This is a genomic window from Lysinibacillus macroides (assembly GCF_001281525.1).
Taxonomy (GTDB): domain Bacteria; phylum Bacillota; class Bacilli; order Bacillales_A; family Planococcaceae; genus Lysinibacillus; species Lysinibacillus macroides.
Genome location: NZ_LGCI01000005.1, coordinates 383,518 through 408,177, shown reverse-complemented (window position 1 = coordinate 408,177; position 24,660 = coordinate 383,518). Strand labels below are relative to the sequence as shown.

At 39.9% G+C, this 24,660-nt stretch carries 24 protein-coding genes; all 24 read right to left on the bottom strand.

Going from position 1 to position 24,660, the window contains the following annotated elements; all coding sequences use genetic code 11:
* Positions 1-30: 30 nt before the first annotated feature.
* The 24 genes from dprA to recG all read right to left on the bottom strand — a co-directional run bounded on the left by dprA (position 31) and on the right by recG (position 24,612).
* Positions 31-927 carry a DNA-processing protein DprA gene (gene dprA / locus ADM90_RS04820; protein ID WP_053993910.1) on the bottom strand — a complete coding sequence of 299 codons (897 nt, stop codon included), beginning with the start codon at positions 925-927 and terminating at the stop codon, positions 31-33.
* A gap of 391 nt (positions 928-1,318) precedes the next feature.
* Positions 1,319-2,221: a succinate--CoA ligase subunit alpha gene (gene sucD / locus ADM90_RS04815; RefSeq protein WP_053993909.1), complete on the bottom strand. Its 903-nt coding sequence runs from the start codon at positions 2,219-2,221 to the stop codon at positions 1,319-1,321.
* A 17-nt stretch (positions 2,222-2,238) separates the two neighbouring features.
* Positions 2,239-3,399: an ADP-forming succinate--CoA ligase subunit beta gene (gene sucC / locus ADM90_RS04810; protein WP_053993908.1), complete on the bottom strand. Its 1,161-nt coding sequence runs from the start codon at positions 3,397-3,399 to the stop codon at positions 2,239-2,241.
* Between the two features lie 162 nt (positions 3,400-3,561).
* Entirely contained in the window at positions 3,562-3,864 is a 303-nt protein-coding gene (locus ADM90_RS04805) for an EscU/YscU/HrcU family type III secretion system export apparatus switch protein (RefSeq protein ID WP_053993907.1), read from the bottom strand.
* Complete coding sequence (locus ADM90_RS04800) at positions 3,861-5,747, bottom strand: hypothetical protein (RefSeq protein ID WP_053993906.1); 1,887 nt, start codon at positions 5,745-5,747, stop codon at positions 3,861-3,863. The genes ADM90_RS04805 and ADM90_RS04800 overlap by 4 nt, the downstream gene beginning before the upstream one ends.
* 4 nt (positions 5,748-5,751) lie before the next feature.
* Positions 5,752-6,507, bottom strand: coding sequence for a ribonuclease HII (locus tag ADM90_RS04795; protein WP_053993905.1), 756 nt, complete (start codon positions 6,505-6,507; stop codon positions 5,752-5,754).
* 449 nt (positions 6,508-6,956) lie between these two features.
* The gene (gene ylqF / locus ADM90_RS04790; RefSeq protein ID WP_053993904.1) at positions 6,957-7,835 is read right to left on the bottom strand and encodes a ribosome biogenesis GTPase YlqF; all 879 of its coding nucleotides are present in this window, start codon (positions 7,833-7,835) and stop codon (positions 6,957-6,959) included.
* Positions 7,836-7,892: 57 nt separating this feature from the next.
* Positions 7,893-8,462: a signal peptidase I gene (lepB, locus tag ADM90_RS04785; protein WP_053993903.1), complete on the bottom strand. Its 570-nt coding sequence runs from the start codon at positions 8,460-8,462 to the stop codon at positions 7,893-7,895.
* Positions 8,463-8,567: 105 nt separating this feature from the next.
* Positions 8,568-8,912, bottom strand: coding sequence for a 50S ribosomal protein L19 (gene rplS / locus ADM90_RS04780; protein WP_053993902.1), 345 nt, complete (start codon positions 8,910-8,912; stop codon positions 8,568-8,570).
* Positions 8,913-9,028: 116 nt separating this feature from the next.
* On the bottom strand, positions 9,029-9,766 hold the full coding sequence (trmD, locus tag ADM90_RS04775) for a tRNA (guanosine(37)-N1)-methyltransferase TrmD (protein WP_053994891.1): 738 nt from the start codon (positions 9,764-9,766) through the stop codon (positions 9,029-9,031).
* A complete protein-coding gene (gene rimM, locus ADM90_RS04770) occupies positions 9,766-10,281 on the bottom strand; it encodes a ribosome maturation factor RimM (protein WP_053993901.1) in 516 nt (171 codons plus the stop codon). Before rimM ends, trmD begins: the two co-directional genes overlap by 1 nt.
* A gap of 182 nt (positions 10,282-10,463) precedes the next feature.
* Entirely contained in the window at positions 10,464-10,697 is a 234-nt protein-coding gene (locus tag ADM90_RS04765) for a KH domain-containing protein (RefSeq protein ID WP_053993900.1), read from the bottom strand.
* A 15-nt stretch (positions 10,698-10,712) separates the two neighbouring features.
* Entirely contained in the window at positions 10,713-10,985 is a 273-nt protein-coding gene (rpsP, locus tag ADM90_RS04760) for a 30S ribosomal protein S16 (protein WP_010858419.1), read from the bottom strand.
* Between the two features lie 94 nt (positions 10,986-11,079).
* Positions 11,080-12,438, bottom strand: a complete 1,359-nt coding sequence (gene ffh, locus ADM90_RS04755) for a signal recognition particle protein (RefSeq protein WP_053993899.1) — start codon at positions 12,436-12,438, stop codon at positions 11,080-11,082.
* 12 nt (positions 12,439-12,450) lie between these two features.
* On the bottom strand, positions 12,451-12,786 hold the full coding sequence (locus ADM90_RS04750) for a putative DNA-binding protein (protein WP_053993898.1): 336 nt from the start codon (positions 12,784-12,786) through the stop codon (positions 12,451-12,453).
* Between the two features lie 174 nt (positions 12,787-12,960).
* Positions 12,961-14,208, bottom strand: coding sequence for a signal recognition particle-docking protein FtsY (ftsY, locus tag ADM90_RS04745; RefSeq protein ID WP_053993897.1), 1,248 nt, complete (start codon positions 14,206-14,208; stop codon positions 12,961-12,963).
* Positions 14,209-14,210: 2 nt separating this feature from the next.
* Entirely contained in the window at positions 14,211-17,786 is a 3,576-nt protein-coding gene (gene smc / locus ADM90_RS04740; protein ID WP_053993896.1) for a chromosome segregation protein SMC, read from the bottom strand.
* A gap of 3 nt (positions 17,787-17,789) precedes the next feature.
* Positions 17,790-18,554, bottom strand: coding sequence for a ribonuclease III (gene rnc, locus ADM90_RS04735; protein ID WP_053993895.1), 765 nt, complete (start codon positions 18,552-18,554; stop codon positions 17,790-17,792).
* A gap of 319 nt (positions 18,555-18,873) precedes the next feature.
* Entirely contained in the window at positions 18,874-19,110 is a 237-nt protein-coding gene (acpP, locus tag ADM90_RS04730) for an acyl carrier protein (protein ID WP_053993894.1), read from the bottom strand.
* Between the two features lie 58 nt (positions 19,111-19,168).
* Entirely contained in the window at positions 19,169-19,915 is a 747-nt protein-coding gene (fabG, locus tag ADM90_RS04725; RefSeq protein WP_053993893.1) for a 3-oxoacyl-[acyl-carrier-protein] reductase, read from the bottom strand.
* Entirely contained in the window at positions 19,908-20,861 is a 954-nt protein-coding gene (gene fabD / locus ADM90_RS04720; RefSeq protein WP_053993892.1) for an ACP S-malonyltransferase, read from the bottom strand. The genes fabG and fabD overlap by 8 nt, the downstream gene beginning before the upstream one ends.
* A gap of 17 nt (positions 20,862-20,878) precedes the next feature.
* Positions 20,879-21,871: a phosphate acyltransferase PlsX gene (plsX, locus tag ADM90_RS04715; RefSeq protein ID WP_053993891.1), complete on the bottom strand. Its 993-nt coding sequence runs from the start codon at positions 21,869-21,871 to the stop codon at positions 20,879-20,881.
* A gap of 2 nt (positions 21,872-21,873) precedes the next feature.
* A complete protein-coding gene (fapR, locus tag ADM90_RS04710; protein ID WP_053994890.1) occupies positions 21,874-22,446 on the bottom strand; it encodes a transcription factor FapR in 573 nt (190 codons plus the stop codon).
* Between the two features lie 120 nt (positions 22,447-22,566).
* Positions 22,567-24,612: an ATP-dependent DNA helicase RecG gene (recG, locus tag ADM90_RS04705; RefSeq protein WP_053993890.1), complete on the bottom strand. Its 2,046-nt coding sequence runs from the start codon at positions 24,610-24,612 to the stop codon at positions 22,567-22,569.
* Between the last annotated feature and the right edge of the window lie 48 nt (positions 24,613-24,660).

Below are 24,660 nucleotides of genomic sequence, written 5' to 3'. Positions count from 1 at the left end.
TAACAGATTTTAAGATAATGCAACTTTTTTTCAATTTTTGTTAGAAAAGAGATCCAGTTGTTCAATGATTTGGTGACCATTTATTACTGGAAATGCCCCTTCCAAAAGTAGTTGATTTGTCCCCTTGGACTGCTCTGCATCAATAGGTCCTGGTACAACAAATACATCCTTCCCTTGCTCTAAGGCAAGTTCTGTTGTAATCATTGTGCCACTTTTTAATGCCGCTTCTGTCACAACTAAAGCTTGAGCTAAACCGCTAATAATACGATTACGCATTGGAAAATGCCATTTTTCTGGCTTCATATAGGGAGGATACTCCGTCACCAATAGCTGGTGCTCAGTCATTTGTTTAGCAAGCGCTTGGTTTTCTTTAGGATAAAGATAATTAAAGCCATGTCCAAGCACAGCAATTGTTTGACCACCCATCTTTATTGTTGCCTTGTGAGCCATTGTATCAGCACCTTTTGCTAGCCCGCTAACAATCGTATAATCATGCTGAACAAGTGGCGGGATAATAAAGTCTATCGCTCTAAGTGAATACGCTGTGGCCTTCCTAGAACCTATAATCGCTATCTGTTTGTTGTTTGTTAACAAGGTATACCGACCTTTCACATACAATACAGTAGGTGGACTAGAGATTTCAAATAATTGCGCTGGATAATAAGGATGATAAAAAGGGATGGGGAAAATATTAGCCCGTGCATAGGCCTCTTCAAACGGGATTGTCATAATTTGTCGAAAGTTTTGAGAGATTTGGAACGCTTTACGTGCCGATATTTGTAAAACTTTCGCAATCTCAGTATAGTGAATATTTTCAAAATGACTCAATACATCCTCTGGGGATAATAATTGTTGGAGTTTCTGAAGTGGTAATGGATATACATAATGCAAAGCTAGTAATCTCTGTGAATCTACTGCAAAGATCATTTAACAAGCCTCCTTATTTTATAGAAGAAATGAAATGACCGCATAATGATTTCAACACAACCTCCATCGAAAATCTTTCCCATCATTTATAATTAAAAATATTTGCTTTATCACAGTAAGTAGGTATTTATTGATCATACCATGAATTTTAAACCCTCCATAAACAAATTTGCAAACAATTATGTCCATGCTAAGATAGAAGGGCTTCCTCGTTCGACACTCGCTTTCCACTTATGACCAATGTGAGGCGACAGAAATCCTCTTCCATCACCATTAAAAGCTCTAGCTCATCATTGGAATTAGTAGTCATTAATTTTACTTTTTTAGAAGTATCGTAAGCAATGTATAAATAATGAAAAAGATGTAGCAACAATGCGCTACATCTTTCATTTTAATGGGTTTTACATTTTTCGTATAGCCCTTTTTCTTTAATGACTTTGATTAATGTTTCACCGATAACAGAAGGTGTTTCAGCTACTTCAATGCCAGCTGCGTTCATCGCTTTAATCTTCTCGGCTGCTGTTCCTTTACCACCAGAGATAATCGCACCTGCGTGACCCATACGTTTTCCTGGAGGGGCAGTTTGTCCACCAATAAAGCCAACAACAGGTTTTGTCATATTGGCTTTAATCCATTCAGCCGCTTCTTCTTCAGCTGTTCCACCGATTTCGCCAATCATCACAACAGCATATGTCTCTGGGTCATTATTAAACGCTTCAAGTGCATCGATAAAGTTAGTCCCATTGACAGGGTCTCCACCAATCCCTACAGCAGTTGTTTGTCCGATTCCTGCTTGTGTTAATTGATGTACGGCTTCATACGTTAATGTACCAGAACGAGAAACAACACCTACATGACCTTTTGTATGAATATAACCAGGCATAATACCAATTTTACATTCATCAGCTGTAATAACACCTGGACAGTTAGGACCAACTAGGCGTGTCTTTTTACCTTCCATATAGCGTTTCACCTTCACCATATCAAGGACAGGAATATGCTCTGTAATACAGATTGCTAAGTCTAATTCTGCATCAACAGCCTCTAAAATAGCATCTGCTGCAAATGGTGCAGGTACATAGATAACCGAAGTTGTTGCACCTGTTACTGCTACAGCCTCTGACACTGTATTGAAAACAGGAACGCCTTCTACTTCAAGTCCACCTTTACCTGGTGTTACACCTGCTACGATTTTTGTACCATACTCAAGCATTTGCTTTGTATGGAAAAGAGCTGTTTCGCCCGTAATCCCTTGTACAATTACCTTTGTATCTTTGTTAATAAATACAGCCATTGTTCTCCCTGCCTTCCTTAGCCTACTAGTTCCACAATTTTTTGTGCACCGTCAGCCATTGAATCCGCTGCAACGATGTTTAAACCAGATGCATTTAAAATTTCTTTTCCTAGTTCTACATTTGTACCTTCTAGGCGTACAACTAATGGCACAGCTAAACCAACTTCTTTAGCAGCTGTTACAACACCCTCAGCGATAATGTTACACTTCATAATACCGCCAAAAATATTAACAAAAATGCCTTTTACATGTGGATCAGAAAGGATAATTTTGAAAGCCTCTGTTACTTTTTCAGCTGTGGCACCGCCCCCTACATCTAGGAAGTTAGCAGGGCTTCCGCCATAATAACTAATCGTATCCATCGTTGCCATAGCAAGACCAGCCCCATTAACCATACAGCCAATGTTACCCTCTAATGAAATATAGCTTAAATCATATTTCGATGCTTGGATTTCTTTTGGATCTTCTTCATCGAAATCGCGCAATTCGACAATATCCTTATGTCGATATAATGCATTGGCATCAAAATTAAACTTAGCGTCCAGTGCCATTACATCCCCTTGACCCGTGACAACAAGTGGATTAATTTCTACAATTGATGCATCTTTGTCGACAAATGCTTGATATAGACCTAACATTAATTTAACAGCTTTCCCCACAAGGTTTGCTGGAATATTCATATTAAATGCCATACGGCGCGCTTGGAAGCCTGTTAACCCAATTACAGGATCTACTACTTCTTTGAAGATCTTCTCTGGGCTTTCTTCAGCCACTTCCTCAATATCCATACCGCCTTCTTCAGAGCCCATCATTGTAACACGAGATGTTGCACGGTCTAATACTAAACTTAAATAGTATTCTTTTTGGATATCAGAACCTTCTTCAATATATAAGCGTTTTACTTCTTTTCCTTCAGGACCTGTTTGATGAGTCACTAAAATTTTTCCTAATAATTCTTTTGCGTACGTACGTACCTCGTCAAGGTTTTTGGCGATTTTTACGCCACCTGCTTTACCACGTCCACCTGCATGAATTTGCGCCTTGACTACTGTTACATTTGAGCCAAGTTCCTTCGCTACTTTCACTGCTTCATCAGGGGAAAAAGCAACTTTTCCGTTTGGTACAGCAACACCATATTTTCTCAGAATCTCTTTCCCTTGATATTCATGGATATTCATAATACATCCTCCCATCAAACATTTACATAAAATTGTTTTACTAACATAGACTATTCTAACGAAAGATTCTGATAAAGTCTACACTTTGTCTTTTGTTCGAATTTTCTCTCTTATTATGACACTTTTTGCTGTTTCGTGTATTAATACAGCTTATAAAAGTAATCAGAATAATCCATTTTTTCTATACTTCTGTGCATGTTGTTGATCTAAACGATAAATAAAGGCAAAAACCTCTGCCACCGCTTGATATAATTCTTCTGGAATTGACTCATTCAAATCTAATTGACCAAGTAGCTGTACAAGGTTAGGATCCTCATAAATCGGCACATTATGCTCATTTGCACGTGCCAAAATATTCTCTGCAATCTTTCCCTTTCCTTTCGCTACAACAGTTGGACTCTCAACTTGTCCCATCTTATAAGTAAGCGCAATAGCCTCTTTACGCGTAAATTTTTCCTCACTCATACGCGGATATCCACCCCACTCTGCTCCTCACGCTGTTCTACTACAGGGCTTATTTTATCTGCTGGCGTCTTATCAAAGGGCTTCAAAAAGACGCCTGATAGTTGATAATTTTTTTCTGCTAAGCCCATTTTTAAGGCCGCTTTTAATGGTTCTGCCAGCGACTGCATATCTGTATGCTCATTAAAGACCGTTACAGTAACCACTCGATTTTGCACCTGCATATCTATAACCGTTTCTTTCATGGATTCCATTTGTAAATAAAATAAAACACGGGCATAGTTGGCATCAATTTTGCCATCGTCTTTCATACGTCCATTCCATTGTAATGTGGCATCCATTTTCTTGCCAAAGAATTCAAGAGGTACTTGCATCACAAGTTGATGTTGATGCCCATTTTCACCTGATGATAGCTGCATACCATTCATACGTGTCATGAGCATTTCTGTCGCTTCCTTTAACGGCGGTGTAATCACTGTTTCCTGCAATAATGTATGGAGCTGTGGCTTTAGCTGATGGGCAATCATTTGTAAATCTGCTGACTTGCTATTAAGTGTTGCCTCATAGCTAACGCCCAAATTTTTCAAAACTGTTTTTAGCGCGTGTTCCATTGCCTTACTATCCATTGAATTTTGCACAAGCGCGTCTGCCTGCGTGATCATTTGCTGAATCATCGGCTGCAGTGATTCAACACTGCTTTTCACAAGGCTACGCATCAAGGCTTCATTTTGCAAGGGAGAAGCTGCCTCTTGCCTGATCAGGGATAATAAATGTTCCTTACTAGAAAGTGCATTCGCATCCTGTGTAAATAAACGATCCGCAGTGTTTTGGGCAAATGCTTTTAGTAACTGCTCCTGCATCTGTTTAGCAAAAACATCTAATGTTTGCTTAGTTACAGGCAACTGACTAAAACGAGCAATTAACTGATTAACCTGCTGCTTTTGCTCATTTGTTAGAAAATTTTGATTCGCTGTCCATAATTTGAGTTGTTCAATAAGCTGACTAGCATTTTCAGGCTTTGTTGCAAGAATCGTTTGTACAACCTGACCAGCCTGCTGCATTGGTTGGGTGGCCTTTGGATCATTGATCGTTGCCCAATTCTGCAATGTAGCCTGCTGGGGCACAATTCCCGCTTCTTTTAAAAGGGCTAATGTTTGCATTTTTTCACTTATTGTTGCGGCATTATTTGTTAATGTTTGGATAGCTCTCGCTAACATAAGGCTACCTGTTTCGACCTCAAAAGGCTTAGCAATTGCCTGAACCTGCTGCATTAAATTTTGCTTAAGCGCTTCAGGTAAAGCTGTATCCTTTGCTAAAAGCTGTGCAAAATTATCCATTATTGTTGTCATACCAGAAGTTTTTTGACCGCTCATCAGCGCTTGAAAAATATCATTGGTCATTGGCATTTTCAGCTCTACCATTTTTTGAATAACCTGCAATGCATCCGCTTTGGAAACATCCTCTGGCAATGCCTTCAGCCATATTTCAGCCTGTGCTAGCTGATCTTTAGAAATTGGGAGCTGCGCCTTCATAAAATGCCCTAGCAATTGCTGCATCTCTGGCGTTTTAGGTAAACTCATAGATTCCAATAATTGGTTAATCTGCTGGCTTGGAGAGGCAGTTTGTGCCATTGGACCAGTGACAACCTTTAATTCCGTTTGTGGATTTGTGCCTGTTACCTGAAAGAAATGGGCATCTCCAGCCTTTAAAGGAACCTCTAGCTTTGCGACAAATTTTTGGTTGCCTACTTGCACCTCTGCCATTTGATCTGGGTATAACTGCTTAATTGTGCCATGAAATACTTGTCCTTGCTTTAAGGCAAGTGGTTGATTTGCTGTTAGTGCATTTTGTTGCGTTTGAATCGGATTAAATGATGTAGATGTCATGCTCTCACCTCTGTAACATAGATTTTATCGGCTCAAAGCTTGTTCGATGGTGAATTGTCGGTCCATATTTAGTAAGTGCCTCTAAATGCTGCTTTGTGCCATAGCCTGCATGCTGCTCAAAGCCATACTGTGGAAACTCTTTTGCTAGCTCCTCCATATAATGGTCACGCGCTGTTTTGGCTAAAATAGAGGCAGCTGCAATTGCTAGGCTTTTAGCATCTCCTTTAATAATTGATTGCTGTGGTGTGATGATAGGTAGCGTCATTGCGTCTACTATTACAAACTTGGGCTGTATGTTTAGCCTCTTTACACTTGCAGCCATTGATTGCTTCGTTGCTTCATATATATTAAGTTCATCAATGCTGTTAACATTTTGAAAATGAATACTATAGCTAAGGGCATGCTCTTTGACCAATAGGCTCATACGCTCTCTGGCATCCTTCGATAGCTGCTTTGAATCATTTAAGCCAAGCAATGCCTGACAATTTTCAGGTAAAATAACAGCAGCCGTCACAACAGGACCAGCCAATGGACCACGCCCAGCCTCGTCAACCCCTGCCACAAGCTGACCAAACTGCGCATCGAAGGCAATTTTTGCATCATGTTCTTGTTGTAATTGCTGTTGTTGCTTCATGCGCTTAATAAATTGCTGCCATGCCTTTTGTACACCTGCACGACTATCTTGCTGTAGCGCCTCCATCCATGGCTCATATGTTGTAGCAGCTTTTAATGCGAGTGTAATTTCTTTAATCGTTTGCATATCTTATAACCTCATCTCTATTACGTATATCGGCTTATTTTATCCATTATAAAACAAAATAAAGAAGGGCGGAGGGAATAAGCCCACACACCCCTATAGACGCTAATATCTCACATTACAGTTTTTAGACAAGATAGAATTGGATACCTCGTCCTCCTTTAATATTGCAGGCTATTAATAATATCAGCATACTAAATAAACGAAAAGTTTTTTTCATCTGAGATAAAATCACCTTTTTTAAAGATTATACTTTATTAGTAATCTTCATGGAATTACTGTCAGACAGACACCTTTTACCATCTAAAGAAAAAGACCTCATCAATAGTAGTGTGCTGTCGACTATTGACAAGATCCCTTATAAAAAGAATGATTGTAATTTTTCTATTTACACTACTATAAAAAAACAGCTATCAAGAAAGTGAATAATCTTGACAGCCGTCTCTTTACTTTTAGTCTTCTACGAATGCTTCTTTCTCCAATTGTTCATTCACGAAATCAAATGTGAGCTTGCCTAATTGTAAACCGCGAATATCTCGCACAATTAGTTGTGCAACTTGGTCATAATCAATTTCTCCACCTGCTCCAAAGACACGGCGCAGTTTGCCAATATGATCAAATGTTTCTACTAAATCTTCATGGAGGAACTCAAAACCATAACGCTCCTCCATACGTTTTGGATAATGAATAGATAAAAAGCGCAAGCCGTAAACTGCTAAATCCTCCATATTGGTAATGGTATCTTTAATAGCGCCTGTTAATGCTAATTTATAGCCTACTTCTTGATCCTCAAATTTGGGCCATAAAATACCTGGTGTATCCAATAATTCAAGTTCTTTCCCAACTTTAATCCATTGCTGTGCTTTTGTAACACCTGGTGTATTGCCCGTTTTCGCAATATTCTTTTTTGCTAAGCGATTAATAAGAGTTGATTTCCCGACATTTGGTATACCAACAATCATGGCACGAATGGCTCTTGGTTTCATTCCCTTCGCTTTCATACGCTCAAATTTTTCTTTTAAAACCTCTTGTGCTGCTTTCGTTACTTGCTGTAAGCCCTTGCCCTCAAGTGAATTAATCGCTACTGCTTTATGTCCACGCTGTGCAAAATACTCCACCCATTTACGTGTTTCCTGCTCATCTGCCATATCTGCTTTATTGAGGATTAATAAACGAGGCTTTTGATGAATCACCTCATCAATCATCGGATTACGAGAGGATAACGGTAAACGTGCATCAATTAATTCAAATATAATATCGACCAGCTTTAATTTTTCAGTTACTTCACGTCGGGCTTTCGCCATATGCCCTGGAAACCATTGTATCGTCACAGCTATACCTCCTAAACTAAAAGAAAAAGGGAGTGATTCTGCGCTCCCTTTCTTGCATTACTTTACAATTTTTATGTCACTAAACGGCCAGAAAATCAAACTTGTGTTACCGATAATTTCCTTTTGATCAACAAGCCCAATATGACGGCTATCTTTACTATATCGGCGATTATCCCCCATCACAAAGATATACCCTTTAGGAATAGTATTGCTCGTCAAGGTCACATCGATATCATTTAATGTAAAATCCTCTGTTAATGTGCCTTCTGTAATTTGCGCTTTATATGCATCTAAATAAGGCTCCTCAATGGCTTCACCATTAATATACAATTGATCGTCTTTATATTCTAATGTATCTCCTGGCAATCCAATAACACGCTTTATGTAATTTTTTTGCTCAGGTGCATGAAACACCACAATATCAAAACGTTTAGGCTCACCTATTTTATAACCAATTTTATTGACAATCATACGATCACCATCTTCAAGGGTTGGCATCATAGACTCTCCATCAACCGCAATCGGTGTAAATAAAAAATAACGAATAATTGCAGCAATCGCAAATGCAATTAATAGTGCCTTTGTCCATTCCCATAACTCATTTTTTTCTTTCACTTGTTTTTCCATCGAGAATTGCCCCCTTGTCTATCACCATTTTAGATGAAAGTGAATTAAGATGACAAGCAAAAAGAAAAGGGGCTTGCCACACAAGCCCCTCTCTTTACACCATAATTATCGAATTTCTTTAATACGAGCAGCTTTACCACGTAGGTTACGTAGGTAGTAAAGTTTAGCACGACGTACTTTACCACGACGTACAACTTCTAGGTTAGCGATTTTTGGTGTGTGTACAGGGAATGTACGCTCAACACCTACACCGTAAGAAATTTTACGAACTGTGAAAGTTTCGCTAATACCGCCACCACGACGTTTAATTACGACACCTTCGAAAACTTGGATACGTTCACGAGTACCCTCTACTACTTTCACGTGTACCTTAACAGTATCACCAGGGCGGAAAGTTGGTAGATCTGTGCGAAGCTGAGATTTTGTAATTTCTGCAATAATGTTTGACATTGTTTTCTCTCCTTAGACAGATGCTCTTGCACGCAATCTATGCCACAGCGGAACACCGTAATTCAGTACTTCACATAGAAGTACAGAATAGATGTTATCATAAATAAAGCAGGCAATCAAGCATCTTGTTGATTGTTTTTTAGTTTTTCTATATACAGTTTTTGCTTGTCTGTTAATGGATAATGCTCAAGTAGATCAGGGCGGCGCTCAAATGTTCTTTGAAGGGACTGTTCCTCTCGCCATTGCGCAATTTTAGCATGATTCCCTGATAATAAAATATCAGGTACTGTCATCCCTCGAAATTCTGCTGGGCGTGTATAATGAGGATGTTCTAGTAGGCCTGTTGAAAAGGAATCCTGTATATGCGAGTCTTCTTGACCTAATACGCCTGGTAATAACCGCACGATACTATCAATAACCGTCATTGCCCCTAATTCGCCTCCTGTTAGAACGAAATCCCCAATTGAAATCTCATCTGTTACAAGGTGCTGGCGAATGCGCTCATCATAGCCCTCATAATGACCACATAAAAAGACTAATTCCTTTTCCTGTGCTAGCTCTTCTGCTTTCTTCTGTGTAAAGCGTTCACCCTGAGGACACATTAAAATAATGCGTGGTTGTTTACCAGCTGTTATTGTCTCAACAGCCTGAAACATCGGCTCTGGCTTTAACACCATACCAGCGCCACCACCATACGGATAGTCATCAACCTGATTATGCTTGTTGCCTGAAAATGTCCTGATATCCGTTACCTCTAACTTTACTGCACCTTTTTCCTGTGCCTTTTTTAAGATGGATGCACCAAAGACACCTGAGAACATATCAGGGAACAAGCTTAAGACATGAATATTCATCATAATAAGCCTTCCATAACATGGATCACTATTTTCTTATTCTCCACATCAATGTCCTTCACAATCTCTTCTATATAAGGGATATAATACTCCTTCTTTGAGTCTTTCACTACCCATACATCATTTGCCCCTGTTTGAAGAATATCATGCACAATACCAATTGTTTCGCCTTCCTCAGAAATCACTGTACAGCCAATTATCTCATGGAAAAAATATTCATTTTCCTCAAGTAAGTCATCTGTCATTTGATCCTTTGTTATTTTTAGCATGCCTTCTTTAAACGGCTCGACCAGATTGATATTGTTCATGCCTTCAAACATTAATAAAATAAAGTTTTTATGACGACGCATAGATGTAATCGTTATCCATGTTGGCTTCTTATCACCTTTTTTAAAGGCAGCAAGCTTATTGCCCACTGCAAAACGCTCTTCCTCAAAGTCTGTCGTTGACAATACACGTACCTCACCATGAATGCCATGTGTATTGACAATACGTCCTACATTAAACCATTCCATTCAACGATCACCTCAATTAAAACGTACTTCTCTCGGCATAGATATCGTTAATCATATGCCAAAAAAGGAAGGAACCCACAAGCTCCCTCCTCCTTCGTTCAGACTTTACATATTCTACATCAAGTATTCAAACATCTCTTAAAATGTTCTAGGACTTGTTAGATATATATACATCTTTTCATTTAATCCAATATATCGACGTAGGTCTTTTTTTGATGGTGACTACCTGCCGCTGAATAAACAATTGTACGAATCGCTTTCGCTACTCGCCCTTGCTTGCCTATGACTTTCCCTCGATCCTCTGGATGAACAAAAAGTTTATAAACAATTCGATTTGCATTTTCATCCGTCTCAATACGAACTTCCTGTGGATAATCGACTAGTGGTAAAACGATTGCTTCAATCAGCTGCTTCAAAAACGTCGCCCCCGATTATTTACTGAATTTTTGGTTATGGAATTTTTCCATGATACCTTGTTCTGAGAACAGGTTACGCACTGTATCTGATGGTTTTGCACCGTCAGTTAACCATTTAAGAGCTTTCTCTTCATCAATGTTTACAGTAGCTGGTTGAGTTAGAGGGTTATAAGTACCTACTGTTTCAATTTGACGACCGTCACGTGGTGAACGAGCATCTGCAACTACGATACGATAGAAAGGAGATTTTTTAGCTCCCATACGTTTTAAGCGAATTTTAACTGCCATTTTAATAGCACCTCCGAATAAGTTTCACACAAGATAGTATATTATCAATGTTTAGGTTGTTTGTAAAGTGTTTTTTCTTAACACCTAAGAATTATTATTTAAACAATGAATCAAGGCCTGGTAATTTCATTTTTTTCTTCCCTTTACCACTTGCCATCCCAGTCATTTGCTTCATCATTTTTTTCATATCCTCAAATTGCTTGAGCAAACGATTAACCTCTTGAATAGACGTTCCTGAGCCTTTCGCAATACGCTTTTTACGGCTACCATTCATAATCTCTGGATTTGTCTTTTCAGCAGGTGTCATCGAATAAATAATAGCTTCGACACGACCCATTTGTTTATCGTCTACCTTCACATTATCTAAGCCTTTTATTTTGTTTGCACCTGGGAGCATTTTTAAAATTTCGTCTAATGGTCCCATTTTTTTTAACTGCTGTAATTGCTCAACAAAATCATCAAATGTAAAGGTTTGGGACTTAAATTTTTCTTCAAGTTCCTTCGCCTTGGCTTCATCAACATTTGCCTGCGCTTTTTCAATCAATGATAGTACATCACCCATACCAAGAATACGTGATGCCATACGCTCTGGATGGAATGGCTCAAGCGCATCCATTTTCTCACCCATACCGACAAACTTAATTGGTTTTTCTGTAACAGAACGGATGGATAATGCTGCACCACCACGTGTATCGCCATCAAGCTTTGTTAACACGACCCCAGTAATACCGATTGCCTCATTAAAGCTCTCTGCAACATTAACAGCATCCTGACCTGTCATCGCATCGACCACAAGGAAGACTTCATCTGGCTCTTTTAATGCACGAATATCCTTTAACTCCTGCATTAAGTCTTCATCTATATGCAAACGGCCCGCCGTATCGATAATGACAACATCATGGTGCTCTTCTTTCGCTTTTTCAATTGCCTGACGTGCAATTTCTACAGGAGAAATATCAGTGCCTAACGCAAAAACAGGTAAAGATAACTGCTTACCTAATGTCTGTAATTGTTGAACAGCTGCTGGGCGATAAACGTCAGCGGCAACTAGTAATGGCTTACGATTATATTTTTTTCTTAAAATATTCGCCAGTTTACCTGTAGTTGTCGTTTTCCCTGCCCCTTGTAACCCAACCATCATAATAACAGTTGGGGGCTTGGTATTAAATTTAATGGGACTTTGTTCGCCTCCCATTAGTACTGTTAATTCATCCTGTACAATTTTAATCACTTGCTGACCTGGCGTTAAACTTTGCATAACATCGACGCCGACAGCACGTTCACTTACTTTTTTTACGAATTCTTTGACTACTTTTAAGTTAACATCCGCTTCGATTAAAGCAAATCGAACTTCTCGCATCATTTCTTTTACATCTTGCTCTGATACTTTCCCTTTGCCTTTAATCTTTTGGATCGTTCCTTGGAGTCGTTCCGCTAACCCTTCAAAAGCCATTGTCTTCGCCTCCTAATCCCATTCTTTCAACTGCTCAATAAGCGCTAGCTGCTGTTCAACTGTCATACTTTGTTGTGCAATCCCATCTGTTAACTGTGAAAGCATTTGGGTACGTTGTTGAAACTTTTCCAGTAAACATAGTTTTTCTTCATATTCCTCAAGCATCGCCTCTGTTCGACGAATATTATCGTAAACAGCTTGACGTGAAACTCCATATGATTCAGCGATTTCTCCTAATGAGAGATCATCCAAATAATAGAGCTCCATATAACTTCTTTGCTTATCTGTTAACAATGCTTGATAAAAGTCGAAGAGAAAGTTCATGCGTGTTGTTTTTTCAAGTAGCATCGAATATTTCTCCTCCCGCTATTAGTCATTTGTATCATAACGAAAAGCGCCTGTTTGTGTCAAGGTAATCTCCTTGTCTAAAGGTTTTCATTATAGCATTGAGGTATTTCCTCTTTCAGGAAGATCATTCACCTTTACCACAGCCCTAGCGCTGCTTTATCGCAATTATGACAATTAATCTTCGCTATTTTGCAGCTCTTTATCTAAGCCCTCTGCAAATAAACCATAAACATAGCGTTCTGCATCAAATGGCTGTAAATCATCCATTTTCTCACCTAGACCAACAAATTTCACTGGAATATGCAGCTTATTACGAATCGCCAATACAATCCCACCCTTAGCTGTACCATCCAGCTTCGTTAAGACAATACCTGTTACATTTGTTGCTTCTTTAAAGGTTTGTGCTTGCACAAGGGCATTTTGACCTGTTGTTGCGTCTAATGCTAATAATACTTCATGTGGTGCATTTGGAATTTCACGTGAAATCACACGATGCACCTTTTCAAGCTCGTTCATTAAATTCACTTTGTTTTGTAAACGTCCAGCCGTATCACAAATTAACACATCGGCTTTTCTATTTTTCGCTGCACGAATCGCATCGTACATCACCGCTGCTGGGTCGGAGCCTTCTGATTGTTTAATAACCTCACAGCCAACTCGATCTCCCCATACTTGTAATTGATCAATCGCACCCGCACGGAATGTATCACCAGCCGCTAACACAACTGTTTTTCCTTGAGATTTTAAACGATGAGCAAGCTTCCCAATTGTTGTTGTTTTCCCAACACCATTTACCCCAACAAATAAAATAACGGTTAGCTCACCAACAGGCTGCATATTTAGCTCAATTAAATCTTCTTCACCTTGCTCATAGATTTCAACAAGCTTCTCAGAAATAACGGCTTGAATCCCATTTGTATCTTTTATATTTTTACGTTGAACCTCAAAGCGTAATTTATCCATCAGCTCCATCACTGTTTCAAAGCCAACATCAGCCTGTAATAATAAATCCTCTAATTCTTCAAAGAAATCCTCATCGACTTTACGATAGCGTGCAACAAGGTCGTTTACTTTGGATGTAAAGGAATTACGGGTTTTTTCAAGCCCAGCCTTGAATTTTTGTGTAATGGACCAGGCAGAAGGCTTTTTCTCCTCCACCGGCTCTTCTTCAATAATAGTAAGCTCCTGTACCTCTTGTTGGTCCTCCACTATCACTGGCGGTTCTGTTGCTTGCTGGTTTTCATTTTCTAAAGCTTCCTCTAGTTGTTCAGCTACCTCTACAACATCTGTTTCAATAGCAGCAGGCTCATTTTCTTCTAGTGCTTGTTGGTCGGTATCCTGCTCTGCTTCAACATCTTGTAATTTTTCTTCCTCTGCTGGATTGCCCATTAATTTATCTTTTAAGCGTTTAAAAAAACTCATCCTTATTTGCTCCTTTGCTCCGCAAGTACGGGTTCATCTTCTAATTTGACGGATACAAGCTTAGATACACCTGATTCCTGCATTGTTATACCATACAGAACATCGGCTCCCTCCATTGTTCCTTTACGGTGTGTAATAACAATAAATTGTGTATCACGACTAAATTTTTTCAAATATTGACTATAACGAACAACATTTGCTTCATCTAATGCTGCCTCTACTTCATCGAGAATACAAAATGGTACAGGTCGAATATTTAAAATCGAGAATAATAAAGCAATAGCTGTTAGTGCGCGTTCACCACCAGAAAGTAAACTTAAGTTTTGTAACTTTTTCCCTGGAGGCTGTGCCACAATTTCTATACCTGTTTCTAGTAAGTTTTGCGGATCGATTAACACTAAATCAGCTTGCCCACCACCGAACAATTCACGGAATACATGTTTAAACTGCTCGCGAATCGCATAAAATGTTTCACTAAAGCGCAATGTCATTTCTTCATCCATTTCTTTAATCGCTTCATGCAAGGTTTCTTGTGCAGCAAGTAGGTCCTCGCGTTGTTCTGTTAAGAAGGTATGACGCTCAAGCACTCGTTCATATTCCTCAATCGCACTAATATTGACAGGACCCAGCTCTTCAATTGATTTTTTAAGCAGTTTCACACGTCGACGTACATGCTCCTCGTCCTCTACTATAAGAGCCTCTGCCTTCGCCTCCTCTATTGTGAGTTGATAGTTTTCTTCAAGTTGCTGTTGAAAATTATCCATTTCAAATTCTAAACGATGACGTTTCAACTCATTGGCACGTATAGCTTCAAGGTATCCTTTATGAATACGTTGTACTTCCTTCAATTGTTCTTCTAATGTGGCAAGTTCTTGCTGTTGCTTCGTTTTATCCTCTTTTTTCTGAGAAATCGTTGCTTGGAGTGTATCTCTTGTTGCCTTCCATTGTACAACCTGTTCATCAATTTCTTCATCACTTAAATGATTTGTCGACGCATCAGATTGCAGCCATGCTATTTCCTGAGAAATATTTTCGACTTTTTGTTGCGCTTTGTTTAATTGTAGCGCTATCTCTGCTGTTGCAATTTGCACCTGTGACATTTGTTCCTGCATAACAGCTAATTGTGAGCGCTTTTCAGCTAGCTGCTCACGCAATACATCCTTCTCTGTTTCACCTTGCAGCTTGACCTTTGTTAATTGCTCTACTGTATGATTAATGTCAATAAGCTCGGCTGCAAGTGCATGTAATCGCTCTGTTGCCATTTGTTTTTGTGTTAACAGTGCTTCTTCACGCGTTTTTACATCCTGTGTTTCGGTTGAGGCAAAAGATACGCGCGCTGATAAGCTTTTTTCAATTGCCTCAAGCTCACGAATACGACCAGCCTGTTGCATTTCATCTTTTCGTAGCTGCTCGCCCTCAAGCTTTCGTTGCTCTACCTGCTCTCTTAATGTGGCAAGCTTAGCTTTTTCTACTGCAACAGCCTGCTCAGCACTGTAAATGGAAGCGTGTAACGACTCTAGTTTAACAATTAAATCTTCTAGCTCAGCTTTTCTTGAGAAAAGAGAAGATTGCTGTTTGCTTGCACCACCAGTTAATGAGCCACCTGCATTGACAATATCTCCATCAAGTGTCACAACTCGGTAGCGAAACCCACATAGTCTAGCAATTTGACTGGCTCCTTCCAAGTTTGCTGCCACGATCACATTTCCTAAAAGATTTTCAACAATTGTGCGATTCGCTTCATTAAATGTTACCAGTGCATCTGCCATTTGAATAAACGCTGGATGCTCAGTTGCCAGTTGAATGGTTGCTATATTTAATTTACGCGACTTCATAACCGTCTTTGGTAAAAAAGTAGCTCGACCAGCCCTTTTTTGCTTTAACCAATGGATCGCCTGCTGTGCATGACGTTCATTCGTTGTGACAATATGCTGAGAAGCTGCACCTAAAGCCGTTTCAATTGCTTGTGAAAACTTCCCCTCTACTTGGATTAACTCCGCAACCGCACCTTCAATACCCTGTAATGCACCTTTATCACGTGCTAATAGGACTTCTTTAACTCCCTGGAAAAAGCCTGAAAAATCTGCCTCCAGCTCTGCAAGTGTATCCTTTCGAGCCTTAAGCTGCTGTTGATGCTGGTATGCTTTATAAAGCATCTCTTGCTTGTCAGTAAAGCTAGCATTGCTATTTTTTAATTGTTGTTGTAAGACATCCTGCTGTTTGAGTTTTTCCTGTAGGTTATTTACGGTTGTTGTATACGCAGCTACTAGCTTGTCTTTTTCAGCAACAATTTGCATAAGCTCCTGTCCAATTTCATTCGTTTGGTCAGACATTCGTGCAGCCATTGCCTTATGCTGTGTTAATTGCTGATCAATATTTTTTAATTCATTTTTAATCGTTGCTTCTTCATTTAATGAATCAATATAACGATTTTTAGATTCTTCAATTTCTTGTTCGATTTCCGTTACTGAGCGATTTAATGATTGCTCTAATTGCTTCATGCTGTGCTTAAGCGTTAACACAGCTTGCTGCTTTTCAGAGAATTGCTCCTTTTTGTCCTGCTCTTGCACAAGCAGTGTTTCCACCTCTGCCTTCGCCTCTTGTAAGGCTCCTTGCAATTGCTGTAGCTGATTGGAGGCATTTTGCCGCTTTTCAGCCATTAATGCCTTGCGTCCATCCCAACGCTCTACCTCCATTGTTGCAGCAACAAGCTCAGCCTGTGCAGTATCCAAAAACGTATCAAACTCTGTTAATAACTTACGGATATTGGTTGTCTGCTTATCAATAGCTGCAATATTTTGTGCCTGCTTTTGCTCTGTGGCGGATAGCTCTGTAAATTCAGCTTTCAATGCATGCAAAGATTGTGCACAATTGTTAAAATCATGCACAAGAATCGCAATATCAAAATCTTTTAGCTCGGTAGACATTTGTACATAGTCTCTTGCGTTAGATGCCTGCATTTCAAGTGGCTCTAATCGGTTGTCTAATTCATGGAGAATGTCTAATACGCGATACAAATTTTCATCTGTCTCAACAAGCTTGTGTTCTGCTTTCTTTTTTCTTATTTTATACTTTAATACGCCAGCTGCCTCTTCAAAAATAGCACGACGGTCATCAGGGCGGCTATTTAAAATCTCATCGACACGGCCTTGTGAAATAATTGAAAATGCTTCTTTGCCAAGTCCCGAATCCATAAACAAGTCCGTAATATCCTTCAGGCGACACTGTTGGTTATTTAATAAATATTCACTATCACCTGAACGGTATACGCGTCTTGTTACGCTGACTTCTGTATAAGAAAAAGCAAGTTGCTCGTCTGTATTATCTAATACAAGTGTTACCTCTGCAAAATTGAGTGGCTTACGAGAGTCACTTCCCGCAAAAATAACATCTTCCATCTTTGCTCCACGTAACGACTTTGCCGATTGCTCACCAAGTACCCAACGAATCGCATCTGTGACATTACTTTTGCCACTGCCATTTGGTCCAACAACCGCTGTAACACCAGGTACAAAATCAATGCCAATGCGCTCCGCAAAAGATTTAAAGCCAATCACTTCTAGTCGTTTTAGGAACATCTATTAAGCCTCCTCTTTTGCCGCTTCTTCACGCATTGCTTGCATGGCACTTTGTGCGGCTTGTTGCTCGGCTTCTTTTTTTGATTTTCCACGACCAACGCCTAGCTCCTGTCCATTTAATAACACGCTGGATACAAAGGTACGGTTATGGGCTGGTCCTTTTTCATCAATAATCTCATAATGCAGAAGTCCATTATTTGTTTGCTGCACCATTTCTTGTAATTGACTTTTAAAATCCATTACATGCGAAAAAGCACCGACTTCTACTTTGGGGAACACAATACGTTCTAAAAATGCTACAACTGTTTGTAAATCTTGATCTAAATACAATGCACCTACAAATGACTCAAACACATCCGCAAGTAATGCTGGGCGCTCTCGTCCTCCTGTGAGTTCCTCGCCTTTTCCAAGTAACACGAAACGTCCAAACCCTAATTCATTCGCAAAAATAACAAGCGATGGCTCACAAACAATGGATGCTCGTAGCTTTGTTAGCTCACCCTCACTCATATGTGGGTATTTCTCAAACAGATATTTAGAAACAGACAGTTCAAGTACTGCGTCTCCCAAAAACTCAAGACGCTCATTATCCGTAAATAATTTACGGCGATGCTCATTCACATACGATGAGTGCGTGAATGCTTGATACAATAAATTTTTATTATTAAATGTGATATTTAATTCATGCTGTAATAGCTCGAATTGTTTGCGCACTTTTTCAGGAAGTACGCCAGATTTCTGCATAGTTCCTTTTCTTTTCATAGCCATTGAACAATCTGCCTTCCTAATAGTTTCTACCGTTTTAGTGTACCTTTTTCAAGGCGTTTATGCAAAAGTATTTCGGCTTAAATACAATGTTTTGGAAATTTTTTCGCTCATTACAAAAAAGGGGACGCCTATAGATCGAAAAACGATCTATTTCGTCCCCTTTAATAGCATCTTCGTCTATTAGATCTGCTTCTTCTAACCAAGGAAAAGCAGCAAAACAAATTTCTACTTTATTCAACCTATCATAAATATCTTTTGGATAATGACGATCACATCTATAAGAGGTGATAAATTTCTGCTAAATAAAGTGATCATGAAATTAGTTTAATTTACCTTCGATGTATGAAATAGCAGAACCTACTGTTGAGATTTTTTCCGCATCTTCATCAGAAATTTCCATATCGAATTCGTCTTCAAGCTCCATAACAAGCTCTACTACGTCTAATGAGTCAGCACCTAAATCATCACGGAAAGAAGCTTCAAGCGTTACTTCGCTTTCTTCAACACCTAAACGGTCCACGATTACCTTTGTTACACGTTCTAATACTGTAGACAATTGATTCACCTCCCCTCAAATGATTATACAAAAAATTAACGCCTATGCCTAATTGAAATTACATCACCATACCGCCATCAATATGAAGCGTTTGTCCTGTCATATAATTTGCCTCGTCTGATGCAAGGAAAGCAACAGCCTTGGCAATATCCTCTGGCTGTCCAAGTTTCGCAAGCGGAATTTGTGTGAGCATCCCTTGCTTAATATCCTCCGGGAGCTGATCAGTCATTTCTGTTTCGATAAAGCCTGGAGCAATCGCATTGACTAAAATATTACGAGAAGCTAATTCTTTTGCAGTCGTTTTCGTTAGTCCAATAACCCCTGCTTTGGCCGCTACATAGTTGGCCTGTCCTGCATTACCTGCTACACCTACAATGGATGAAATATTAATAATGCGACCTGCACGCTGCTTCATCATTTGACGTGAAACCGCTTTTGTACAAAGGAATACACCTTTTAAATTTGTATCCACGACATCATCCCATTCATCTTCCTTCATACGCATAAGCAGGTTATCTCTTGTAATACCCGCATTATTGACTAAAATATCGAGAGCGCCAAATGTTTTAACAGCTGCATCCATTAATGCTGTTACTTCTTCTACTTTCGATACGCTAGCTTGTACAGCAATGGCTTCACCGCCATTTTCTTGAATCATTGCTACAACTTCTTCCGCCTTTGCCTGTGAGCCACTATAATTGACGACAACCTTAGCACCCTCATCCGCAAGCTTTAAGGCAATCGCACGTCCAATGCCACGTGAAGCTCCTGTCACTACCGCTACTTTTCCCTCTAATTTACGCATTCACTGACCACTCCTTTGCCGCTTCTACAACCGCTTGCAATGAGGCTTCATCATAAACACAATAAGCAGCAACAGAGCGATCAATTTTTTTCAATAAACCTGTTAATACTTTACCTGGTCCACATTCAATAAAGACATCCACACCTTGCGCAATCATTTCACGCATAGATGCTTCCCATTGTACAGCGCTATATACTTGTTCCACAAGCTCATGCTGGATAGCAGGCACATCCTGTAATTCCTTTGCCTCGACATTGCCAATCACAGGAATTTGAGGAGCGGATAGCGTAATATCTGCCAACGCTGCCTGTAGCTTCTCTGAGGATGGGCGCATAAGCTCTGAATGGAATGGGCCACTGACCACCAAAGGTATTGCTCGCTTTGCCCCTGCTTCCCTCGCAGCAATGGAGGCCTTGTCAACACCAGCCTTTGTACCTGAAATAACGATTTGTCCAGGACAGTTAACATTGGCAACCTGTACAGAATCACCTTGCGCAGAAACTTGCGCTGTTACTTCATTTAACGCCTCTAGCTCCATGCCTAAAATAGCTGCCATTGCCCCTTGTCCAGCAGGTACGGCTTCATTCATATACAATCCACGTTTATGCACAATCGCTACAGCATCATCAAATGACAGTACGCCTGCTATCACTAATGCACTATATTCTCCAAGTGAGTGACCGGCTACATAATGAGGCTGAATCCCTGCTGCACGTAGCTTCTCCGCCACCATCACACCTGTCGTTAGCAAAGCTGGCTGTGCATGATATGTTAACGTTAATTCCTCAGCAGGTCCTTCTAGCATTAGCTTTGATAGTTCAAATTGCAATGCTTGATCTGCGCGCTCATAAAAGGCTTTGCTCTCTGCAGCATTATTAATAAATTCTTGCCCCATGCCCACTACTTGAGAGCCTTGTCCTGGAAAAATAAAAGCTATTTTTGTCATGTAACTAATCCCCTTTATTAATCAATTTCTAAATGACGCACGGTTTCTGTAATCGTTGAAATAACAGTATGCTCGACCATTGTATTAGCTTGGCGAATCGCACTAAAAATTGCTTTGGCATTCGATGAGCCATGCGCCTTAATAACAGGTGCTTGCAAGCCGAATAGCCCCGCACCACCATATTCTGTATAGTCCATTTTATGTTTTAACTCACGCAAATTATTTTTCATCAGTGCTGCTGAGATTTTTGTTTTAGTAGAGGTCATAAACGCTTCTTTTAGCATAGAAAACAAAGCACCAGCCGTTCCTTCAATAGACTTTAACACCATATTTCCTGTAAAGCCATCTGTCACAACAACGTCTGCCACACCCTCTAATAAATCACGTGCCTCTACATTGCCAATAAAATTCAAATCGGCTTCCTTTAGTAATTCAAAGGCTGCTTTTGTTAATTCATTGCCTTTTTTCTCCTCCGTACCGATATTTAATAGACCAATTCGAGGTTTTTGTAATCCACCAACCTTTTTCGCATAAATATCACCCATAATGGCATATTGCACTAAATGCTCTGGTCGGGCATCTGCATTTGCGCCTAAATCAAGCATTAAAAAGCCCTTGCCATCAAGTGTTGGCAATGTTGTTGCTAAAGCTGGACGGGCAATCCCTTCAATACGACCTACTTTAAATAAACCGCCTGCCATCAAAGCTCCTGTATTACCAGCGGATAAACAAGCATCTGCTCTTCCCTCATCAACAGCATCCATCATGCGAGCCATAGAGGAATCCTTTTTTCGACGAACAGCTCGTGCTGGATCATCTGTTCCTTCTACAACTTCCTCACAATGCACAACCGTTAAACGATCATGCTTTTTTAAGAAAGGTTCAAGTTTATCTTGCTGACCATATAATTGAATTTCCAAATTAGGAATTTGCTCTAATGCTAAAAATGCCCCTTCAATCACTGATTTTGGCGCATTGTCGCCACCCATTCCATCAAGTGCTAGTTTCATTATTACTCACCTTCACCTTTCGTACGGTACATATCAAATTCACCCACAAAAACGGTTTCACCATTAACGGTAGACGTTAGCTCTACTTTTGTGCGATGCTTTTTATTATCTTGCTCGATAACTATCGCCTTTGTAATAACACGATCTCCAGCACGAACAGGTTTCACAAACGTTACATTGGCATGTACGGTTAACGCCAGTTCATCATCAATCACAGCTACCGCTAAGGAGTTGGCTTGGGCAAATAAATGATGCCCACGTGCAATACCATTACGTTGAAACACATGCTCTTCCTTTACATCAAAAATCGAGATGGCTCGATAATCTAATTCAATATCAACAATTTCTCCGATAATTTCATCAATCGGTAGAGATTTTACTTCATTTTCATAGTTTTTGGCAGCAACATCTTTAATTCGCTCTCGAAGCTCTGGTATTGATAGCTCCATACGATCTAAGCGAATGGTTTGGACACTTACCTGAAACTTTAGTGCTAGCTGTTCATCTGTGACGAATGGATTTTCAGCTATCGTTTCAGATAGAAGCCGTTGTCGCTCTTTTTTCGTTCGTCTCAACATCATTCGCCACCTTTTGAGTTGTTATTAGCACTTGGTACTAATATCAGTATATAGAGGTTAAAAAAAGAATGCAAGACTTGTTTTGCAATCAAGTGCTTACATTCTAAGTTCAGTCTACTAGTCAAAGCGTTCTCCTTGTAAAACGCCACTTTGCTCTAACATTTTGCGCAAATATTGATAGTCACGATCATGCCAAAATGCATCTGTTTCAAGCAACTCTGTGGCATCTTTACGAGCGGTTTCCAAAATACGATAGTCATGTACTAAATCAGCTACTTTAAAATCTGGTAAGCCGCTTTGTTTACGCCCAAAGAAATCTCCTGGTCCTCTTAATTCTAAATCTTTTTCAGCGAGACGGAAGCCATCATTTGTTTCTGTCATAGACTGCATTCGCTCTTTGCCTTCATCAGATTTAGGATCAGCAAGTAAAATACAGTACGATTGATGCTCGCCCCGCCCTACACGTCCACGTAGCTGATGAAGCTGAGCTAAACCAAAGCGTTCAGCATCATAGACGATCATAAAGGTGGCATTTGGTACATTGACACCTACCTCAACCACCGTTGTAGAAACCAATACCTGAATTGTACCTTCACTAAAAGAACGCATGACCGTATCTTTTTCATCGGTTGCTAAGCGACCATGCATTAAGCCGACATGAAAACGATCCTTCAAAAAAGTTGCTAGCTGTTCATAGATATCAACAGCATTTTGCACATCAAGCTTATCAGATTCCTCAATAAGCGGGCAAATTACATAAGCTTGCCTTCCTGCTGCGAGTTCCAATTCTAGCTTCGTCATTATAGAACTAAATTGTTCCTTTTTCATCCAATGTGTTTCAATTTGTTTACGTCCTGCTGGCATTTCATCAATCATGGATACATCCATTTCTCCAAATGCTGTAATGGCAAGTGTTCTTGGTATTGGTGTAGCTGTCATAAAAAGCACATCTGGATTTTCACCCTTATCTCGCAATATACGACGTTGCTCAACACCAAAGCGATGCTGCTCATCTGTAATAACAAAGCCTAGCCTTTTAAACACGACATCAGGCTGAATCAATGCATGTGTACCAATTACAATATCAATATTGCCATTTGCCAAATCCTCTAAAATTAGGCGACGTTCCTTTGCTTTCGTGGAGCCTGATAATAAAGCGATTCGAACACCAAATGGTTGAAGCCAGTCCATTAAATTTTCTAAGTGCTGCTCGGCTAAAATTTCAGTAGGGGCCATTAATGCGCCTTGAAAGCCTGCTGTTACGGCTGCATATAGACCTATTGCTGCTACTACGGTTTTCCCTGATCCTACATCCCCCTGCAGCAAACGATTCATGCGATGCGGCTCCTTTAAATCCTTACAAATTTCATTGACCACTCGCTTTTGTGCATTTGTTAATTCATAAGGCAATGAAGCAATAAAGTTACGTAGCTTATGCACATCAAACTGAATTACTGTACCATGCTCATTATCCTTCCTCACCTTGCGCAATGCTTGAATACGTAGTTGGAAGTTTAATAGCTCCTCATAGGCAAAGCGTCTTCTTGCTTGCTTAGCATGTCCCGCATCAAGTGGAAAATGCACGCCCTCTAAGCCCTCACGTATCGCAACAAGCTTATAGGCATCTTGTAAATGCTGCGGGATGGCGTCTGGTAGCTCTGCCCCAAATTCATCTAATACTTGACGCATATATTTACGAAATCTTTTTTGCGGAATTAAGCCCTTCAAGCTATAAACAGGCTCAAAATCAACCTGATCTGTTTTAGGACCAAATACAACGGATGTTCCATTAATGACCTGCCTACCACGGTCCCATTTTCCTGTTACTGTAATAATAGCACCAGGTATTAGCTTTGGCTTTAAGTAGCCCTGATTAAAAAACACAACCTTTACTAAGTGGCGTCCTGCTAAAACGGTAACCTGTAAGCGCGATTTATTACGCCCTAAAAATAACACGGTTGGCTCACGTTCTACTTTACATTCCACTGTAACACGTTCATTATGCGGCGTTTGTGCTAAATCTTTTAAACGAAAATCCTCATGACGATGTGGAAATGTCCATAATAAATCGGTAATTGTATGGATACCAAGTGCCTCAAGATGTGCTGCGGTTTCTTTCCCGATGCCCTTTAAGTCGGTGACGGGACTATATAAATCAGTCACCTCATTCCACAACTCCCTTCATTATTTTTTCTAACTATGTAGCCATTT

Bases quoted from the DNA above. Each gene is read 5' to 3' on its own strand.
- rnc (WP_053993895.1), bottom strand. From the start codon at position 18,554: ATGGCTATGAAAAGAAAAGGAACTATGCAGAAATCTGGCGTACTTCCT.
- fabG (WP_053993893.1), bottom strand. From the start codon at position 19,915: ATGCGTAAATTAGAGGGAAAAGTAGCGGTAGTGACAGGAGCTTCACGT.
- ftsY (WP_053993897.1), bottom strand. From the start codon at position 14,208: ATGAGTTTTTTTAAACGCTTAAAAGATAAATTAATGGGCAATCCAGCA.
- lepB (WP_053993903.1), bottom strand. From the start codon at position 8,462: ATGGAAAAACAAGTGAAAGAAAAAAATGAGTTATGGGAATGGACAAAG.
- sucC (WP_053993908.1), bottom strand. From the start codon at position 3,399: ATGAATATCCATGAATATCAAGGGAAAGAGATTCTGAGAAAATATGGT.
- ADM90_RS04805 (WP_053993907.1), bottom strand. From the start codon at position 3,864: ATGAGTGAGGAAAAATTTACGCGTAAAGAGGCTATTGCGCTTACTTAT.
- rimM (WP_053993901.1), bottom strand. From the start codon at position 10,281: ATGGAATGGTTTAATGTAGGACGTATTGTCAATACACATGGCATTCAT.
- ADM90_RS04800 (WP_053993906.1), bottom strand. From the start codon at position 5,747: ATGACATCTACATCATTTAATCCGATTCAAACGCAACAAAATGCACTA.
- ADM90_RS04795 (WP_053993905.1), bottom strand. From the start codon at position 6,507: ATGCAAACGATTAAAGAAATTACACTCGCATTAAAAGCTGCTACAACA.
- dprA (WP_053993910.1), bottom strand. From the start codon at position 927: ATGATCTTTGCAGTAGATTCACAGAGATTACTAGCTTTGCATTATGTA.
- plsX (WP_053993891.1), bottom strand. From the start codon at position 21,871: ATGAAACTAGCACTTGATGGAATGGGTGGCGACAATGCGCCAAAATCA.
- trmD (WP_053994891.1), bottom strand. From the start codon at position 9,766: ATGAATATTCATGTCTTAAGCTTGTTCCCTGATATGTTCTCAGGTGTC.
- fabD (WP_053993892.1), bottom strand. From the start codon at position 20,861: ATGACAAAAATAGCTTTTATTTTTCCAGGACAAGGCTCTCAAGTAGTG.
- ADM90_RS04750 (WP_053993898.1), bottom strand. From the start codon at position 12,786: ATGCTACTTGAAAAAACAACACGCATGAACTTTCTCTTCGACTTTTAT.
- smc (WP_053993896.1), bottom strand. From the start codon at position 17,786: ATGTTCCTAAAACGACTAGAAGTGATTGGCTTTAAATCTTTTGCGGAG.
- rpsP (WP_010858419.1), bottom strand. From the start codon at position 10,985: ATGGCAGTTAAAATTCGCTTAAAACGTATGGGAGCTAAAAAATCTCCT.
- rplS (WP_053993902.1), bottom strand. From the start codon at position 8,912: ATGTCAAACATTATTGCAGAAATTACAAAATCTCAGCTTCGCACAGAT.
- ffh (WP_053993899.1), bottom strand. From the start codon at position 12,438: ATGGCTTTTGAAGGGTTAGCGGAACGACTCCAAGGAACGATCCAAAAG.
- sucD (WP_053993909.1), bottom strand. From the start codon at position 2,221: ATGGCTGTATTTATTAACAAAGATACAAAGGTAATTGTACAAGGGATT.